The 19,088-nt window shown below is 71.5% G+C and carries 1 protein-coding gene and 1 pseudogene; both read left to right on the top strand.

Features of this window, described 5'->3' with window-relative positions:
• The first annotated feature begins 16 nt into the window (after positions 1–16).
• On the top strand, positions 17–14,251 hold the full coding sequence (locus ACJX2R_RS45655; protein ID WP_413104902.1) for a type I polyketide synthase: 14,235 nt from the start codon (positions 17–19) through the stop codon (positions 14,249–14,251).
• A gap of 77 nt (positions 14,252–14,328) precedes the next feature.
• Positions 14,329–18,960 (top strand): annotated as a pseudogene (locus ACJX2R_RS45660) (type I polyketide synthase); the annotation flags it as partial.
• Positions 18,961–19,088 lie beyond the last annotated feature (128 nt).

Here is a 19,088-nt window from a genome sequence, read left to right on the forward strand (position 1 = left end):
AAGTGTGGAGCTACTGATGGCTACGTCCTCCGAGAGAGTTGTCGAAGCGCTGCGCGCTTCTTTGCGGGAAAACGACCGCCTCAAGCTACAGAATCAGCGCCTGGTCGCGGCGTCGCGTGAGCCCATTGCCATTGTCGGGATGAGCTGTCGTTTCCCTGGAGGCGTGCACACCCCGGAGCAACTGTGGCAACTCGTCGTCGATGGCGTCGACGCCATCTCCGGGTTTCCGACGAATCGCGGCTGGGACACCGAGGGGCTGTACCACCCGGACCCGGACAATCCGGGGACGAGTTATGCCCGAGAGGGCGGTTTCTGCTACGAGGCCGACGAGTTCGACCCGCAGTTCTTCGGAATATCTCCCCGTGAGGCCGTGGCGACTGACCCGCAGCAGCGGTTGGTGCTCGAAGCGTCATGGGAGGCGTTCGAGCGAACCGGCATTGACCCACTGTCCCTGCGTGGCAAGCCGGTCGGGGTGTTCGTCGGCACGAACGGTCAGGACTACTCGACTCATCTTCTGGAGGCAGGAGGTGGGCTCGAGGGCTATCTGACGGGTAGCGCGGTCAGCGTGGTGTCGGGGCGTATTTCCTACACCTTGGGTCTCGAGGGGCCCGCGGTGTCCGTGGACACGGCGTGTTCGGCATCGCTGGTGGCGCTGCACATGGCCATGCAGGCGCTGCGGCAGGGCGAGTGTGATCTGGCGCTGGCCGGTGGTGTGTCGGTGATGTCGACGCCGGGTGCCTTCGTGGAGTTCAGCCGGCAACGGGGGCTCGCCCCTGATGGCCGGTGCAAGCCGTTCGCGGACGCGGCGGATGGCACCGGCTGGTCCGAGGGCGTCGGCATGCTTCTCGTGGAGCGGCTGTCGGACGCGCGCAAGAACGGTCACCCGGTGCTGGCGATCGTCCGGGGTTCGGCGATCAACCAGGACGGTGCGTCGAACGGTCTGACGGCGCCCAACGGCCCGTCGCAGCAGCGGGTGATCCGTCAGGCGCTGGCGAGTGCGGGGTTGTCGGCGTCGGAGGTGGACGCGGTCGAGGCGCACGGTACGGGTACCACGTTGGGTGACCCGATCGAGGCGCAGGCGCTGCTGGCGACGTATGGCAAGGAGCGGTCGGCGGACAGTCCGCTGTGGCTGGGTGCCATCAAGTCGAACATCGGCCATACCCAGGCCGCCGCTGGTGTCGCGGGTGTCATCAAGATGGTGATGGCGATGCGGCACGGGGTGCTGCCGAAGACGCTGCATGTGGATGAGCCGTCGCGGCAGGTGGACTGGTCGGCGGGTGAGGTGCGGTTGCTGACCGAGACGACCGCGTGGCCGGAGACGGACCGACCGCGCCGGGCGGGTATCTCCTCGTTCGGGGTGAGCGGGACCAACGCGCACACCATCATCGAGCAGACTCCGGAAGCCGACCGTGATGGACAGACCCGGACGACGGCCCCCGAGGGGGACGAGGCCAAGCGGTCCGTTGTCCTGCCGTGGCTGCTGTCCGGCAAGAGCGCGGAGGCGCTCGCCGCCCAGGCCGGTCGGCTCCACGCCCATCTGAGCGCCCACTCGGGGGCGGCGCTGACGGACGTCGGCTTCTCCCTGGCCACGACCCGATCGGCCTTCGAGCACCGTGCGGCCCTGGTCGCCGGGGACCGGGACGAGTTCCTCCGCAGCCTGAAGGCTCTGGCCACCGGCGAGAACGCGGCTCAGGTCATTCAGGGCACGACACGCGTCGAGGACACCCTCGCGTTCCTGTTCTCGGGTCAGGGCGCGCAGCGCCTGGGCATGGGGCGGGAGCTGTACGACGCCTTCCCGGTGTTCGCGCGGGCGCTGGACGAGGTGTGCGCGCACCTGGATGTGGCGCTGGACCGTCCGCTGCGGGAGGTGATGTTCGCGGCCGAGGGCAGCGCGGATGCCGAGCTGCTGGATCGGACGGCGTTCACCCAGCCGGCGCTGTTCGCCATCGAGGTGGCGCTGTTCCGGCTGCTGGAGCACTTCGGCGTCACCCCGGATGTCCTCATCGGCCACTCGGTGGGCGAGATCGCGGCCGCGCATGTGGCCGGGGTGTTTTCGCTGGAGGACGCGTGCACGCTGATCGCGGCCCGCGGCCGGCTGATGCAGGCGCTGCCCGAGGGCGGCGCCATGGTGGCGGTGCAGGCGTCGGAGGAGGAGATCTCCGGATCGCTGGCCGGGCGTGCGGCCGAGGTGAGCATCGCGGCCGTCAACGGCCCGGCCGCCGTGGTCATCGCCGGTGACGAGGGAGCGGCGCTGGAGATCGCCGAGAAGTGGGCGGAGCAGGGCCGCAAGACCCGCCGGCTGAAGGTCAGCCACGCTTTCCACTCGCCGCGCATGGACGCGATGCTGGACGACTTCCGCAAGGTCGTCGAGGGGCTCTCATTCAACGCGCCCACCATCGATCTGGTCTCCAACGTGACCGGCGGGCCGGCCTCGGACGCCGAGGTGTGCTCGCCGGAGTACTGGGTGCGGCATGTGCGGGAGGCCGTGCGCTTCCTGGATGGAGTGCGGACACTCGAGGGACAGGGCGTGACCACCCTCCTGGAGGTGGGTCCCGACGGTGTGCTCTCGGCGATGGCGCAGGACTGCCTGTCGGAACGGTCCGAGCCCGCCTCGGCGCCCGTGATCGTGCCGGGGCTGCGCAAGGATCGCTCGGAGGTCGTGGCCCTGACCACGGCGCTCGCCAGGCTGCACGTTCACGGGTCCGCCGTCGACTGGGCCTCGGCCTTCGACGGTCTCGGGGCCCGCAGGGTCGACCTGCCGACCTACGCCTTCCAGCGTCGGCGCTACTGGGCAGAGAAGTCCGCCGACGCGGCCGGTGCCGATCTCGGCATCCGCCACGAGGTGGACGCGCGGTTCTGGCAGGCCGTGGAGCGGGAAGACCTCGAATCGCTCGCGAGGACACTGGACTTCGAGGACGAGGCGTCGCTGGGCGCGGTGCTGCCCGCCCTGTCGGCGTACTGGCGCAGCAGCCGCGATCAGTCGACGATCGACGGCTGGCGCTACCGGGTGTCGTGGAAGCCGGTCCCGGACGTGGCCGAGGGGTCGTTGTCGGGGACGTGGCTGGTGGTGGTTCCGGCGTCCCGCGCCGAGGACGAGCTGGTCCCGGGGGTTGTCGCCGGGCTCGAGCGGCATGGTGCGGGCGTGGTGTCGCTCGTGCTGGACGAGCGGGACCTGGACGGAAGCGTGCTGGCGGAGCGGCTGCGTGAGGTGGTCGGGCGGACGCCCGAGCTGAGTGGTGTGCTGTCGCTGCTCGCCCTGGACGAGGAGCCGAACCCGGAGTATCCGGCACTGTCGGGTGGTTATGCGCGGAACCTGGTGCTGGCGCAGGCGATGGTCGAGGCGGACGTTCCGGCCCGGTTGTGGTGCGGTACGCGTGGCGCGGTGTCCGTGGGGCGCTGGGACCGGCTGACCGGCGCGGTGCAGTCGCAGGTCTGGGGTCTGGGACGGGTGGTGGCGCTGGAGCACTCCGCGGTGTGGGGCGGTCTGGTGGATCTGCCCGAGTCGCTGGACGAGCGCGGTGCGGCGCGGCTGGCCGGTGTGCTGACCGCCGGGAATGGCGAGGACCAGGTCGCGATCCGTGGCTCGGGGGTGTTCGCCAGGCGACTGGTGCGGGCCGACGCGGGTGTGGGAGCGGAGCGGCCGTGGCGGGCGCGTGGCACGGTGCTGGTGACCGGTGGCACCGGCGCGCTGGGCGGCCAGGTGGCCGGTTGGCTGGCACGCAGCGGTGCCGAGCATCTGGTGCTGACCAGCCGACGCGGCCTCGACGCGCCGGGCGCCGCCGAACTGCGCGATGAGCTCGAGGCGCTGGGCGCGCGGGTGACCGTGGTGGCGTGTGATGTGACGGACCGTGACGCGTTGGCCGCTGTCCTCGCTGACATTCCGGAGGAGTTCCCGCTCAGCGCGGTGTTCCACGCGGCGGGTGTCGAGCAGGCGGCCGAGCTTTTGGGGATGAGTCTGGCGGACGCGGCGGCGGTGGTGTCCGGGAAGGCCGCGGGGGCCGCGTACCTGGATGAGCTGCTGGGCGACCGGGAACTCGACGCGTTCGTGGTCTTCTCGTCGATCGCCGGTGTGTGGGGCAGTGGTGGCCAGGCCGCGTACAGCGCCGCCAACGCCTATCTGGACGCGCTGGTGGAGGAGCGCCGTGCGCGGGGCCTCGCCGGTACCGCCGTGGCCTGGGGCCCCTGGGCCGAGGGCGGTATGGCGACCGCGGAGGGGGCGGAGCGGGAACTCGCCCGTCGTGGCTTGCTCGCCATGGCTCCGGCGCTGGCCATCGCCGCCTTGCAGGGCGCGATCGCGGGTGACGACGGTGTGGTGACGGTCGCCGATATGGACTGGGAGCGATTCGCCCCCTCGTTCACCCTGGGGCGGCCGAGCCCGTTGATCGGAGACCTCCCCGAGGTCGCGAAGGTGCTCGAGGCCGCGGGCGCGTCCGGCGGGGCGGATGCTTCGTCGGGCCTGCGGGAGCGGTTGGCGGGGCTGACCGGGGCCGAGACCGACCGGGCCCTGCTCGACCTGGTGCGTGGCCATGTGGCCGCGGTCCTCGGGTTCACCGGTGGGGAGACGGTCGACGCCGAGCGCGCGTTCAAGGAGCTGGGCTTCGACTCGCTGACGGCGGTGGAGCTCCGTAACCGGCTGAACGCGGAGACCGGGCTGGCGCTTTCGGCGACGCTGGTCTTCGACTACCCGAACGCGTCGATCCTGGCGGACCACCTGCGTGCCGAGGTGCTGGGCACACGGGGTGCGGTGGCCGCGCCGGTGGCGGTGGCGGCTCGGGTCGATGACGATCCGATCGCGATCGTCGGGATGAGCTGCCGCTTCCCGGGCGGGGTGCACAGCCCGGAGGATCTGTGGGACCTCGTGGTCGGCGGCAGCGACGCGATCTCCGAATTCCCGTCCAACCGCGGATGGGACGTGGACGGGATGTACGACCCGGACCCCGAGCGCTCGGGCACGTTCTACTCGCGCGAGGGCGGTTTCCTGCACGAGGCGGGCGAGTTCGACGCCTCGTTCTTCGGGATCTCGCCGCGTGAGGCGCTTGCCATGGATCCGCAGCAGCGGCTGCTGCTGGAGACGTCGTGGGAGGTGTTCGAGCGCGCCGGTATCGCTCCCACGTCCGTGCGCGGCAACCAGATCGGCGTGTTCGTGGGGGCCGCCACCTCGGGCTACGGGTCCGGCGCCAACGACCTGGAAGGACAGCTGCTGACCGGTAACGCGACATCGGTCGTGTCCGGTCGTATCTCCTACACCTTGGGTCTTGAGGGGCCCGCGCTGACGATGGACTCGGCATGCTCGTCGTCGCTGGTCGCGCTGCACCAAGCCGCGCAGGCGCTGCGTCAGGGCGAGTGCGACATGGCGCTCGCCGGCGGTGTGACCGTACTGGCCACGCCGGCGGCCTTCGTGGAGTTCAGCCGCCAGCGTGGACTGGCGCCCGACGGCCGCTGCAAGCCGTTCGCGGACGCCGCCGATGGCACCGGCTGGTCCGAGGGTGTGGGCATGCTGCTGGTGGAGCGGCTGTCCGATGCCGAGCGCAACGGCCACCAGGTGCTGGCGATCGTGCGCGGCAGCGCCATCAACCAGGACGGTGCGTCGAACGGTCTGACGGCGCCCAACGGCCCCTCGCAGCAGCGGGTCATCCGGCAGGCGCTGGCGAACGCCCGCCTGTCGGCCGCCGAGGTCGACACGGTGGAGGCGCATGGCACCGGCACCATGCTCGGCGACCCGATCGAGGCACAGGCGCTGCTCGCGACGTACGGCCAGGAGCGGCCGGAGGGCCGCCCGCTGTGGCTGGGCGCGCTGAAGTCGAACATCGGTCATACGCAGGCCGCCGCCGGTGTCGCCGGGATCATCAAGATGGTCATGGCGATGCGGCACGGTGTGCTGCCGAAGTTGCTGCATGTGGACGAGCCGTCGCGGCAGGTGGACTGGTCGGCGGGTGAGGTGCGGCTGCTGACCGAGGCCATCGAGTGGCCGGAGACGGGTCAGCCGCGCCGGGCCGGTGTGTCGGCGTTCGGTGTGAGCGGGACCAACGCGCACACCATCATCGAGCAGGCCCCGGTGTACGACGAGGAGGTGCCGGACGAGGATCCCGCCGAGGACCGCGGCGTCCTTGCGTGGGCGCTCTCCGGCCGGAGCCCGGAAGCCCTGCGCGCCCAGGCCGAACGGCTGAGGTCGCGGCTGATGGAGCGCACCGAACTGGGCGCGCTGGATGTGGGTTACTCGCTGGTGGCGACGCGCTCGGTCCTGGAACACCGTGCGGTGGTCACGGGCTCGGATCGCGCCGAACTGCTTCGCGGGCTCGAGGCTGTCGCGGCCGGTGAGACCGCCCCGGGAGTGGTCCGGTCCGCCGCGCGTACGTCGGGTTCGACCGCGTTCCTGTTCTCGGGTCAGGGTGCGCAGCGCCTGGGCATGGGGCGGGAGTTGTATGAGGCGTTCCCGGTGTTCGCGCGTGCGCTGGATGAGGTGTGTGCGCATCTGGATGTGGTGCTGGACCGTCCGCTGAAGGACGTGATGTTCGCGGCGGAGGGGAGTGTGGATGCCGAGTTGCTGGATCAGACGGCGTTCACCCAGCCCGCGCTGTTCGCGGTCGAGGTGGCGTTGTTCCGGCTGCTGTCCGCGTGGGGCGTGGTGCCGGATGTGGTGATCGGTCACTCCATCGGTGAGATCGCCGCGGCGCATGTGGCGGGGGTGTTCTCGCTGGAGGACGCGTGCGTGCTGGTGGCGGCTCGTGGCCGGCTGATGCAGGCGCTGCCGGAGGGTGGCGCGATGGTGGCTGTCGAGGCGTCGGAGGAGGAGGTTGCTCCGTCGCTGGCCGGTCGTGAGGCCGAGGTGAGTGTCGCGGCGGTCAACAGCCACACCTCCGTGGTCATCGCCGGTGACGAGGCGGCGGTTGTGGAGATCGCCGAGCGGTGGGCGGAGCAGGGTCGTAAGACTCGTCGGTTGCGGGTCAGTCACGCGTTCCACTCGCCGCGTATGGACGCGATGCTGGGCGGCTTCCGCAAGGTCGTGGAGGGGCTGTCGTTCGCGCCGCCCTCGATCGCGCTGATGTCCAATGTGACGGGCAAGTCGGCGGGCGCGGACGAGGTGTGCTCGCCCGAGTACTGGGTGCGCCACGTGCGGGAGGCCGTGCGGTTCGCGGACGGGGCACGGGCACTCGAGGCGCAGGGCGTGACCACCTTCCTGGAGGTGGGCCCGGACGGTGTGCTCTCGGCGATGACGCGGGAGTGCCTGACGGCGGAGGACGCGTCGACCTCGGTCGTCGTGCCGGTGTTGCGCAAGGACCGCCCCGAGCCGCAGGCGTTGACGACGGCTCTGGCCGAACTCCACGCCCACGGCGTCACCGTCGACTGGGAGCAGCTCTTCGCCGGACGCGGTGCGCGGAAGGTCGAACTGCCCACCTATGCCTTCCAGCGACAGCGCTACTGGCTGGAGGACGGGGGCAGTGCGTCGGGTGGCTCCACCGCCGACAGCGTGGACGCCCGGTTCTGGGAGGCGGTTGAGCGCGAGGACCTGGAGGCCCTCGCCGAGGCGCTGGACATCGACGGGGAGGGCTCGCTGAGCGAGTTGCTGCCCGCGCTGTCGTCGTACCGTCGGCAGCAGCGCGACCGGGCCACGGTCGACGGCTGGCGTTACCGCGTCTCCTGGAAGCCGGTCCCGGACCCGGCCACCGGGTCCCTGTCGGGGACCTGGCTGCTGGTGGTGCCGGCCGGACTGGCGGACAGCGACGTCACCACGTCGATCCGCCATGGATTCGAGAAGTACGGCGCCCGCGCGGTACCGGTGGCGGTTGCCGCCGACACGGACGCCGACGGGCTGGCCCGAGCACTGCTCGCCGCACTCGACGGTGAGTCCGAGGTCGGCGTGTTGTCGTTGCTCGGCTTGGCCGAGGAGCCCCTCGCCGAGGAGCCGGTGGTCGCGGCCGGACTCGCGCTGACCCTGCGGTTGGTGCAGGCCCTGGCCGGGCTGGACATGGGCGTTCGGCTGTGGTGCGCCTCGCGGGGCGCGGTCTCGGTGGGGCGTTCCGACCGGCTCACCAGCCCGGTGCAGGCGGAGGTGTGGGGCCTTGGCCGGGTCGCCGCCCTGGAGCACCCCCGGATCTGGGGTGGCCTGGTCGATCTGCCCGAGGTACTCGACGAGCGTGCCGTCGGGCGGCTGGCCGGTGTGCTGTCCGCCGAGGGCGCCGAGGACCAGGCGGCGGTGCGGGGCTCCGGAGTGTTCGTCCGGCGGTTGGCGCGTGTCGCGTCGTCGGACGGCGGAGCCTGGCGGCCGACCGGCTCGGTTCTGGTGACCGGTGGTACGGGCGCGCTGGGCGCGCATGTAGCCCGCTGGGCGGTGCGCGAGGGCGCGGAGCACATCGTCCTCACAAGCCGCCGCGGCCTGGCGGCCGACGGTGCGCCCGAGCTCAAGGCGGAACTCGAGGCCATGGGCGCGCTGGTCTCCGTGGCCGCGTGTGATGTGGCCGACCGCGAAGCGCTCACCGAGCTGCTGGCGGGGATCCCCGAGGAGTTCCCCCTGCGCGGAGTGGTGCACGCGGCTGGTGTGCTGGATGACGGTGTGCTGGACGGTCTGTCCGTCGACCGGGTCGCCGGGGTGCTCGGCGCCAAGGTGGCGGGCGCGCGGCAGCTGCACGAACTGACGGCACATCTGGAGCTCGACGCGTTCGTGCTGTTCTCGTCGTTCGCCGGCGTCATGGGCGGCGCCGGACAGGGGGCCTACGCGGCGGCCAACGCCCACCTGGACGCGCTCGCGGTGCTGCGTCGTGGTGCCGGACTCGCCGGTACGGCGGTCGCCTGGGGGCCGTGGGCCGAGGCCGGTATGGCCGTGGAGGGCCGCGCCGGGGAACGGGTGCGCGGTGGTGTGGTGGCCGCGATGGACCCGGCGCTGGCCGTAGCGGCGCTCGGTTGGGCCGTCGGCCATGACGAGGCGGCACTCGTGGTCGCGGACGTCGACTGGGAGCGCCTTGCCTCGGCACACACCGCGTCCGGCGGCGGTGCTTTCATCAGCGACATCCCCGAGGCGCTCAAGCACCTGACCGCGGTCGAGGCCGGTGCCGAGGCGGAAGCCGCCACCTTCGCCCAGAAGCTCGCCGGACTGTCGGCGACCGAGCGGAACCAGGCCGTACTGGAACTGGTACGGGGGCATGCGGCCGCGGTGCTCGGCCATGCTTCGGCGGAGTCGGTCGAGCCCGGCCGGGCCTTCCGCGACCTCGGGTTCGACTCCCTCACCGCGGTCGAGCTGCGCAACCGGCTGGACCTCGCGACGGGGCTGCGTCTCCCGGCCACCCTGGTCTTCGACTATCCGAGCGCCGTCGAACTGGCCGACTACCTGGACGCCGAGGCGTTCGGCACCACCCAGCCGGCCGTGGCCGCGGCCGAGCCGAGGGCCGTCGCCGTGGACAGTGACCCGATCGCGATCGTCGCGATGAGCTGCCACTTCCCCGGGGATGTCCATACCCCGGAGGAGCTGTGGCGGCTGGTCGCCGAGGGCGGCGACGCCATCGCCGAGTTCCCCGCCGACCGCGGTTGGGACCTCGACGGGCTGTACGACCCCGACCCCGAGCGGTTCGGCACGTCCTACGCACGCGAGGGCGGCTTCCTCTACGGCGCCCCGGACTTCGACGCGGGGTTCTTCGGGATCTCGCCGCGCGAGGCGCTGTCCATGGACCCGCAGCAGCGGCTGCTGCTGGAGACGTCGTGGGAGGCGTTCGAGGGGGCCGGTATCGCTCCGGAGTCGCTGCGGGGCACCCGGGCGGGTGTGTTCGTCGGCACGAACGGCCAGGACTACGCCGGGCTGTGGATGGACGAGCAGGGTGAGTTCGAAGGCCACTTGGGCACGGGAAGCGCGGCCAGCGTGGCGTCGGGGCGCATCTCCTACACCTTCGGTCTCGAGGGACCCGCGGTGACGGTGGACACCGCGTGCTCCTCGTCGCTCGTGGCACTCCACATGGCCATGCAGGCGCTGCGGCAGGGCGAATGTGATCTGGCGCTGGCCGGTGGTGTGTCGGTGATGTCGACACCGGGTGCGTTCGTGGAGTTCAGCCGTCAGCGTGGACTCGCTCCCGACGGTCGGTGCAAGCCGTTCTCCGACGAGGCGGATGGCACCGGGTGGGGCGAGGGCGTCGGCATGCTTCTCGTGGAACGGCTGTCGGACGCGCGCAAGAACGGTCACCCGGTGCTGGCGATCGTCCGAGGTTCGGCGATCAACCAGGACGGCGCGTCGAACGGTCTGACGGCACCGAACGGCCCGTCGCAGCAGCGGGTGATCCGGCAGGCGCTCGCCAGTGCCGGACTGTCGGCCGCCGAGGTGGACGCGGTGGAGGCGCACGGCACCGGCACCATGCTGGGTGACCCGATCGAGGCGCAGGCGCTGCTGGCCACCTACGGCCAGGGCCGGGCGGAGGGAAGTCCGCTGTGGCTGGGGGCCATCAAGTCGAACATCGGTCATACGCAGGCCGCCGCCGGTGTCGCGGGTGTCATCAAGATGGTGATGGCGATGCGGCACGGCGTGCTGCCGAAGACGCTGCATCTGGGCGAGCCGTCGCGGCAGGTGGACTGGTCGGCGGGTGAGGTGCGGCTGCTGACCGAGACGACCGCGTGGCCGGAGACGGACCGACCGCGCCGGGCGGGTATCTCCTCGTTCGGCCTGAGCGGGACCAACGCGCACACCATCATCGAACAGGCCCCCGCCGTGGTGGAGCCCGAGGTCCCGGACACCGCGACCCCCGGAACGGCCGAGTCGATGGACGTGGTGCCGTGGCTGGTCTCCGGTAAGAGCCCGGAGGCGTTGCGGGCGCAGGCCGAACGGCTGTACGCGCATGTGGCGGACCGGGCTGACCTCGGGGCGCTGGACGTGGGGTACTCGCTGGCGGCCCGCTCGGTGTTCGAGCACCGTGCCGTGGTGGTCGGCGAGGACCGGGAGTCCCTTCTGCGTGGTCTCGAGGCCGTGGCCGGGCGCGGGATCGCTTCCGGAGTCGTCCAGGGGCAGGCCGTAACGGGTGGTAAGACGGCGTTCTTGTTCTCCGGCCAGGGTGCGCAGCGCCTGGGCATGGGGCGGGAGTTGTACGGGGCGTTCCCGGTGTTCGCCCAGGCGCTGGACGAGGTGTGTGCGCACCTGGATGTGGTGCTGGACCGCCCGCTGCGCGAGGTGATGTTCGCGGCGGAGGGCGGTGTGGATGCCAAGCTGCTGGATCGGACGGCGTTCACCCAGCCCGCGCTGTTCGCCATCGAGGTGGCGCTGTTCCGGCTCCTGGAGCACTTCGGCGTCACCCCGGATGTCCTCATCGGCCACTCCATCGGCGAGATCGCCGCGGCACATGTGGCCGGGGTGTTCTCGCTGGAGGACGCGTGCACGCTGATCGCGGCCCGCGGCCGGCTGATGCAGGCGCTGCCCGAGGGCGGCGCGATGGTGGCCATCCAGGCATCCGAGGAGGAGGTCGCCGCGTCACTCGCCGGTCGCGAGCACGAGATGAGCATCGCGGCGGTCAACGGTCCATCGGCAGTGGTGATCGCCGGCCATGCGGCAGCGGTCCAGGAGGTGGCGGACACATGGACGGCGAAGGGGACAAAGACTAGGCGTTTGCGGGTCTCGCATGCGTTTCACTCTTGCCTCATGGACAGTATGTTGGACGCGTTCGGCCACGTGGTCCGTGAGGTCTCTTTTGAACCGCCGACCATGGCGCTGGTGTCCAATGTCACCGGTGGGCCGGTATCGGAAGCGGAGATGTGTTCTCCGGACTATTGGGTTCGGCATGTGCGTGAGGCGGTTCGGTTCGCGGATGGGGTACGTTCGCTTGAGGCGTTGGGCGTGACCAGGTTCTTGGAAGTGGGTCCCGATGGTGTGCTCACCGCGATGGCTCAGGACTGCCTCGCGGAAAGCGCCGGAGATACTTCGGCGGCAATGCTGGTTCCCGTGCTGCGCAAGCAGCGCCCGGAAACAGGGGCGTTGGTGACGGCGCTGGCCGAATTGCATGCGCACGGTGGCGCGGTGAACTGGGAATCGGTATTCGCGGACCGCGGTGCGGGCCATGTGCAGTTGCCCACATACGCGTTCCAGCGCGAGCGGTTCTGGCCGGAGACGTCCGCGGCCGGTGGCGGCCGGGATGCCGGTTCGACCGCCGCGGATTCGGTGGACGCGCGATTCTGGGAGGCGGTCGAGCGCGAGGATCTCGAAGCGCTCGCCGAGGCGCTCGACGTCGACGGCAATACGCCGCTGAGCGCGGTTCTGCCCGCGCTGTCCGCGTATCACCGGAGCAACCGCGAGCAGTCGACGATCGACGGCTGGCGCTACCGGGTGTCGTGGAAGCCGGTCGCTGACGTGACCGGTGGGTCGCTGTCGGGGACGTGGTTGGCGGTGGTTCCGGCGTCGCGTGCCGAGGACGAACTGGTGGCGGGCGTCGTCTCCGGGCTCGGGCGGCATGGCGCGGATGTGGTGTCGCTGGTGGTGGATGAGCGCCACCTTGACGCCGCGGTCCTGGGGGAGCGGCTGCGTGAGGCGGTCGCGGATGTGCCCGAACTGGGTGGTGTGTTGTCGCTGCTCGCCCTGGACGAGGAGCCCTGCCCGGAGCACCCCGCGCTGTCCGGCGGCTTCGCTTCCACGTTGACGCTGGTGCAGGCGCTGGTGGAGGTGGGTGCCGGGGCCCCGCTGTGGTGTGTTTCGCGGGGTGCGGTATCGGTGGGGCGTTCGGACCGGCTCGCCGGCGTGACGCAGTCGCAGGTGTGGGGTCTGGGCCGGGTCGTGGGGCTGGAGCACTCCGAGGTGTGGGGTGGTCTGGTCGATCTGCCCGAGGTACTGGACGAGCGGGCCGTGAGCCGGCTGGTGGGTGTGCTGTCCGCCGGGGGCGATGAGGACCAGATCGCCGTGCGCGGTTCTGGGGTGTTCGTCCGGCGCCTGGCGAGGGCGGAGGCCGGCGAGGGTGCGGAGCGGTCGTGGCGAGTCGGCGGTTCGGTGCTGGTGACCGGTGGTACGGGCGCGCTGGGTGCTCGGATCGCGCGGTGGGCGGTGAGCCAGGGGGCCGAGCATCTGGTGCTGACCAGTCGCCGAGGCCTTGAGGCACCGGGCGCACCCGAGCTGCGTGCGGAGCTCGAGGCGCTGGGCGCCCGGGTGACCGTGGCGGCCTGCGATGTGGCCGACCGCGAGGGACTGGCCGCGGTGCTGGACGCCGTTCCGGAGGAGTTCCCGCTGAGGGCCGTCTTTCACGCGGCCGGTGTGGAGCAGGCCGCCGAGCTGGCGGGGATGGGTCTGGCGGACGCGGCGTCGGTGGTGTCGGGGAAGGCGGCGGGAGCCGGCCATCTGGACGCGCTGCTGGGCGACCGTGAGCTCGACGCGTTCGTGGTCTTCTCCTCGATCGCGGGTGTGTGGGGCAGTGGTGGCCAGGCGGCGTACGGTGCGGCCAACGCCTATCTGGACGCGCTGGTGGAGGACCGGCGTGCCCGGGGCCTCGCCGGTACCGCGGTGGCCTGGGGCCCCTGGGGCGAGAGCGGTATGGCGGCCGGCGAAGGCGGCGACCAGCTGGCGCGTCGTGGCCTGCCCGCGATGGCCCCCGGTCTGGCGATCGCCGCGCTTCAGGGAGCGGTCGCGGGTGACGAAGGTCTGGTGACGGTCGCCGATGTGGACTGGGAGCGATTCGCCCCCGCGTTCACGATCGGACGGCCCAGCCCGCTCCTCGGTGAACTGCCCGAGGTCGTCTCGGCCCTGGAGCGGGCCCGTGCCGCCGAGGAGACCCATGCGGAGGCCGGATCGCGCCTGAGGGAACGGCTTCTCGGGCTGGCTCCGGGCGAGCGGGAGCGTGCCGTCCTCGATCTGGTGCGCGGTCACGCGGCCGCGGTTCTCGGATTCTCCGGTATGGAGGGCGTGGAATCCGACCGCGCCTTCAAGGAATTGGGATTCGACTCGCTCACGGCGGTAGAATTCCGAAACCGGCTGAACGCGGACACCGGACTCCGGCTGCCGACCACGCTGGTCTTCGACTATCCCAACGCAAGGACTCTCGCAGAACATGTACGAGCGGGCGTACTGCCCGACGAAGGGACTTCCGCCACTCCGCTGATCGCGGATCTGGAAAAACTCGAGGCATCACTCTCCACGGCTGAGCCGGACAACGCCGAGCGAATGGCCATCGCATCCCGACTCCAGGTACTCCTTGCCAAGCTCAATGGCGGAGAGGGCGGAGCGACGGAATCCGAGAGCATTACGCAGCGGCTTGACGAGGCGTCGGACGACGACCTCTTCGATTTCATCGAAAATGAGCTCAGCTAGATGTGACCGCCGAGGTGCAGTTCTCTGGCCTCCTTTCATTCTTCAGTCTTCTTTGACTCGTAATAGGCAAGGTTTTCATGGTGAACGAAGATAGGCTTCGGGACTATCTCAAGCGGGTAACGGCAGATTTGCACCAAGCTCGCCAACGCCTGCGCGAGCTGGAGGCCGGAGAGCAGGAGCCCATCGCGATCGTGGCGATGAGCTGCCGTTTCCCGGGCGGTGTGGGGAGCCCCGAGGCTCTGTGGCGGCTGGTGGCCGGCGGTGGCGATGCCATCTCCGACTTCCCGTCCGACCGTGGGTGGGACGTGGACGGGATGTATGACCCCGACCCCGAGAGCTCGGGCACGTTCTACTCCCGTGAGGGCGGTTTTCTCCACGACGTGGCCGAGTTCGACGCGGGCTTCTTCGGGATCTCGCCGCGTGAGGCGCTTGCCATGGATCCGCAGCAGCGGCTGCTGCTGGAGACCTCATGGGAGGCGTTCGAGCGTGCGGGCATCGCTCCGGGGTCGGTGAAGGGCCGTCGAGGCGGTGTCTTCGTGGGAGCCTCGACCTCGGGTTACGGAGCGGATGTCGACGAGGTCCCGGAGGAAGCCGAAGGCCATTTGCTGACGGGTACCTCGACTTCCGTCGTATCGGGCCGTATCGCGTACACCTTCGGTCTCGAGGGGCCCGCGGTGACCGTGGACACGGCGTGTTCCTCGTCGCTGGTGGCGCTCCATCTCGCGGCACAGGCGCTGCGCCAGGGCGAGTGTGACCTGGCGCTGGCCGGTGGTGTGACGGTGATGTCGTCTCCGAGTGCCTTCGTGGAGTTCAGCCGGCAGCGTGGGCTGGCGCCCGATGGCCGGTGCAAGCCGTACGCGGACGCCGCGGACGGCACCGGCTGGTCCGAGGGCGTGGGCATGCTGCTCGTGGAGCGGCTGTCGGACGCGCGCCGGGACGGCCACCCGGTGCTGGCGGTGGTGCGGGGCTCGGCGGTCAACCAGGACGGCGCGTCCAACGGTCTGACGGCGCCGAACGGCCCCTCGCAGCAGAGGGTCATCCGGGACGCCCTGTCGAGCGCCCGGCTGGCCGCGTCCGACGTGGACGTGGTGGAAGGGCACGGGACCGGCACCTCCCTGGGCGACCCGATCGAGGCGCAGGCCCTGCTGGCCACCTACGGCCAGGAGCGGCCGGAGGGCCGCCCGCTCTGGCTGGGCGCCCTCAAGTCGAACATCGGTCATACGCAGGCCGCCGCCGGTGTCGCCGGTGTCATCAAGATGGTGATGGCGATGCGGCACGGGGTGCTGCCGCGGACGCTGCATGTGGACGAGCCCTCGCGGCAGGTGGACTGGTCGGCGGGCGAGGTGCGGCTGCTGACCGAGGCCACCGAGTGGCCCGAGACGGGTCAGCCGCGCCGGGCCGGTGTCTCCGCGTTCGGTGTCAGCGGCACCAACGCGCACACCATCATCGAGCAGGCCCCGCCGGCCGAGGACGAGGCCGAGCCGAGCCCGGTTTCCGTGGGTGACACTGGTGTCGCCACGTGGCTGCTGTCGGGTCGTGACTCGGACGCGCTGCGGGCCCAGGCCGCCCGGCTCAAGGCGTTCCTGCTGGAGCGGGCCGAGCTGAGCGCGCTGGACGTCGGCCATTCGCTGGTGGCCACGCGGTCGATGTTCGAGCACCGCGCGGTGGTGTCCGGTGCGAACCATGCGGAACTCCTCGCCGGGCTCGAGGCCATCGCCGCGGGCGAGGTCGCTCCCGGTGTGCTCCAGGGCGTGGCGGGGACGGCCGTCAAGACGGCGTTCCTCTTCTCCGGCCAGGGCGCGCAGCGCCTTGGGATGGGCCGGGAGCTGTACGAGGCGTTCCCGGTGTTCGCGCGGGCGCTGGACGAGGTGTGTGCGCACCTGGATGTGGTGCTGGACCGTCCGTTGCGGGAGGTGGTGTTCGCGGCGGAGGGGAGCGCGGATGCCGAGCTGCTGGATCGGACGGCGTTCACCCAGCCGGCGCTGTTCGCCATCGAGGTGGCGCTGTTCCGGCTGCTGGAGCACTTCGGCGTCACCCCGGATGTCCTCATCGGCCACTCCATCGGCGAGATCGCCGCGGCCCACGTGGCCGGGGTGTTCTCGCTGGAGGACGCGTGCACCCTGGTGGCCGCTCGTGGCCGGCTGATGCAGGCGCTGCCCGAGGGCGGCGCCATGGTGGCGGTGCAGGCGTCGGAGGAGGAGATCTCCGGATCGCTGGCCGGGCGTGCGGCCGAGGTGAGCATCGCCGCCGTCAACGGCCCGACTTCCGTGGTCATCGCCGGTGACGAGGCCGCTGTGCTGGAGATCGCCGCCCAGTGGTCGGAACAAGGGCGCAAGACGAGCCGGCTGAAGGTCAGCCACGCCTTCCACTCCCCGCGCATGGACGCGATGCTGGACGACTTCCGCCGTGTCGTGCGGGGGCTGTCCTTCCAGACCCCCACCCTGGCGCTGGTCTCCAACGTCACGGGAGAGCCGGCCGGGGCCGAGGAGATCAGCTCGCCGGACTACTGGGTGCGGCATGTGCGCGAGGCCGTGCGCTTCGCCGATGGCATTCGCTCCCTCGACGCCCAGGGCGTCACCGCCTACCTGGAGGTGGGCCCCGATGGTGTGCTCTCGGCGATGGCGCGGGACTGCCTGACGACCGGGTCGGCGTCGGCCCCGGTCGTGGTGCCCGTTCTGCGCAAGGGGCGCCCCGACGCACAGGCTCTGATGGCCGCGCTGACCGAGGCCCACGTCCACGGTGTGACGGTCAACTGGGAGCAGGTCTTCGACGGGCGGGGCGGCCGCAAGGTCGAGCTGCCCACGTACCCCTTCCAGCGTCAGCGCTACTGGCTGGCGGGCACGAGCGGGGCGTCCGTCGGCTCCGCCGCCGCGGACAGTGTGGACGCGCGGTTCTGGGACGCGGTGGAGCGCGAGGACCTGGAGGCGCTGGCCGAGGCGCTGGATGTCGACGGCGCCGGCTCGCTCGGCGAGCTGCTGCCCGCGCTGTCCTCGTACCGGCGCCAGCAGCGTGACCGGGCCACGGTCGACGGCTGGCGCTACCGGATTTCATGGAAGCCGGTCTCGGAGAACCCCACGGCCACCCTCTCGGGGACATGGCTCGTGGCCGTCCCCGCCTCCGGTGTCGATGACACGTTCGCGGAGTCGGCGTCCGCCGCTCTCCAGCGGCACGGTGTCGATGTCGTTCGCGTGGTGGTGGACGAGGGCGACCTCGCGCCCGGCGTGCTGGCCGACCGGCTGCGCGAGATCGCCACCGGTCCGTCCGGGATCGGTGGGGTGCTGTCCCTGGTGGGGCTGGACGAGCGCCCCTGCACCGAGCACCCGGTGGTCTCCCGTGGCCTGGCGCTGACGCTGACGCTGGTACGGGCCCTGTCCGAGGCGGACATCCAGGCCCGGCTGTGGTGCGGCACCCGGGGTGCCGTGTCGGTGGGCCGCTCCGACCAGCTCACCAGCCCCGCGCAGGCGGAGATCTGGGGCCTCGGCCGGGTGGCGGCCATGGAGCACCCGCGGATCTGGGGCGGTCTCGTCGATCTGCCCGAGACGCTGGACGAGCGCGCCGCCGCACGGCTGGTCTGGGCGCTGTCCGCCGAAGGCGGCGAGGACCAGGTGGCGGTGCGCGGATCCGGAGCGTACGCCCGGCGCCTCTCCCGCGTCACGGTGGGCAACGAGTCGGCGGGGCGCGCGTGGCGGCCCCGTGGCTCGGTGCTCATCACCGGTGGCACCGGCGCCCTGGGCGCCCATGTGGCGCGCTGGGTCGTGCGCGAGGGCGCCGAACACGTGGTGCTGACAAGCCGTCGTGGCCCGGCGGCCGAAGGCGCCACCGAGCTCAAGGCGGAACTCGAGGAACTGGGCGCCGAGGTGACCGTGGCGGCTTGCGACGCCGCCGACCGTGATGCCCTCGCCGCGGTGCTGGCCGCCATCCCGGAGCGGTCTCCGCTGAGCGCGGTCGTGCACGCGGCCGGCATCCTGGACGACGGTGTGCTGGACGGCCTGACCGTCGACCGGCTCGCCGGGACGCTGGCCGCGAAGGTCGAGGGCGCGCGGCAGCTGCACGAGCTGACCGCCGAACTCTCGCTCGACGCGTTCGTGCTGTTCTCCTCCTTCTCCGGAGCCTTCGGCGGCGCGGGCCAGGCCGCCTACGCGGCGGCCAACGCCTACTTGGACGCGCTGGCGCAGCAGCGCCGGGCCCAGGGCCTGGCCGCCACCGCGGTCGCCTGGGGCCCGTGGGCCGACAGCGGCATGGCCGCGAGCGGCCGCGCCGGGGAGCGGATGCGTGGCGGGCCGCTGCCTCCCATGGCTCCCTCGCTGGCCGTGGACGCGCTGCGCTGGGCCGTGGGCCAGGACGAGGCCGCGCTGGTCGTGGCCGACATCGACTGGACCGGCATGGCGTCGATGATGAGCGCGGGCCCCAGCGCCCTCGTCAGCGACATCCCCGAGGCGCGTGAACTTCTGGCCGCCACGGGCGGAGCCGCCGCCCAGACAGGGGCGGGCCACGGCCTGCGGGCACAACTGGCCGGACAGACGGACGCGGAGCAGCGCGCCCTCCTGCTGGACCTCATCCGCACCCACGCGGCCTCGGCCCTCGGCCACTTCTCGGCGGAGTCCGTCGAGCCGGGCCGCGCGTTCCGGGACCTCGGATTCGACTCCCTCACCGCCATCGAGCTGCGCAACCGGCTCGACCTGGCCACCGGTCTGCGCCTGCCCGCGACCCTCATCTTCGACTACCCGACCGCCGAGGTGCTCGCCGAGCATCTGTGGCAGGAGCTGGGCGGAGTCCACGCCGAAGCGGCCACCGCGACGGTGGCGCACCGGGTGCGGCCCGATGACGACGACCCCAT

The sequence above is a fragment of the Streptomyces sp. Inha503 genome (genome assembly GCF_047215865.1).
Taxonomy (GTDB): Bacteria; Actinomycetota; Actinomycetes; order Streptomycetales; family Streptomycetaceae; genus Streptomyces; species Streptomyces lycopersici.

Bases quoted from the DNA above. Each gene is read 5' to 3' on its own strand.
- ACJX2R_RS45655 (WP_413104902.1), top strand. From the start codon at position 17: ATGGCTACGTCCTCCGAGAGAGTTGTCGAAGCGCTGCGCGCTTCTTTG.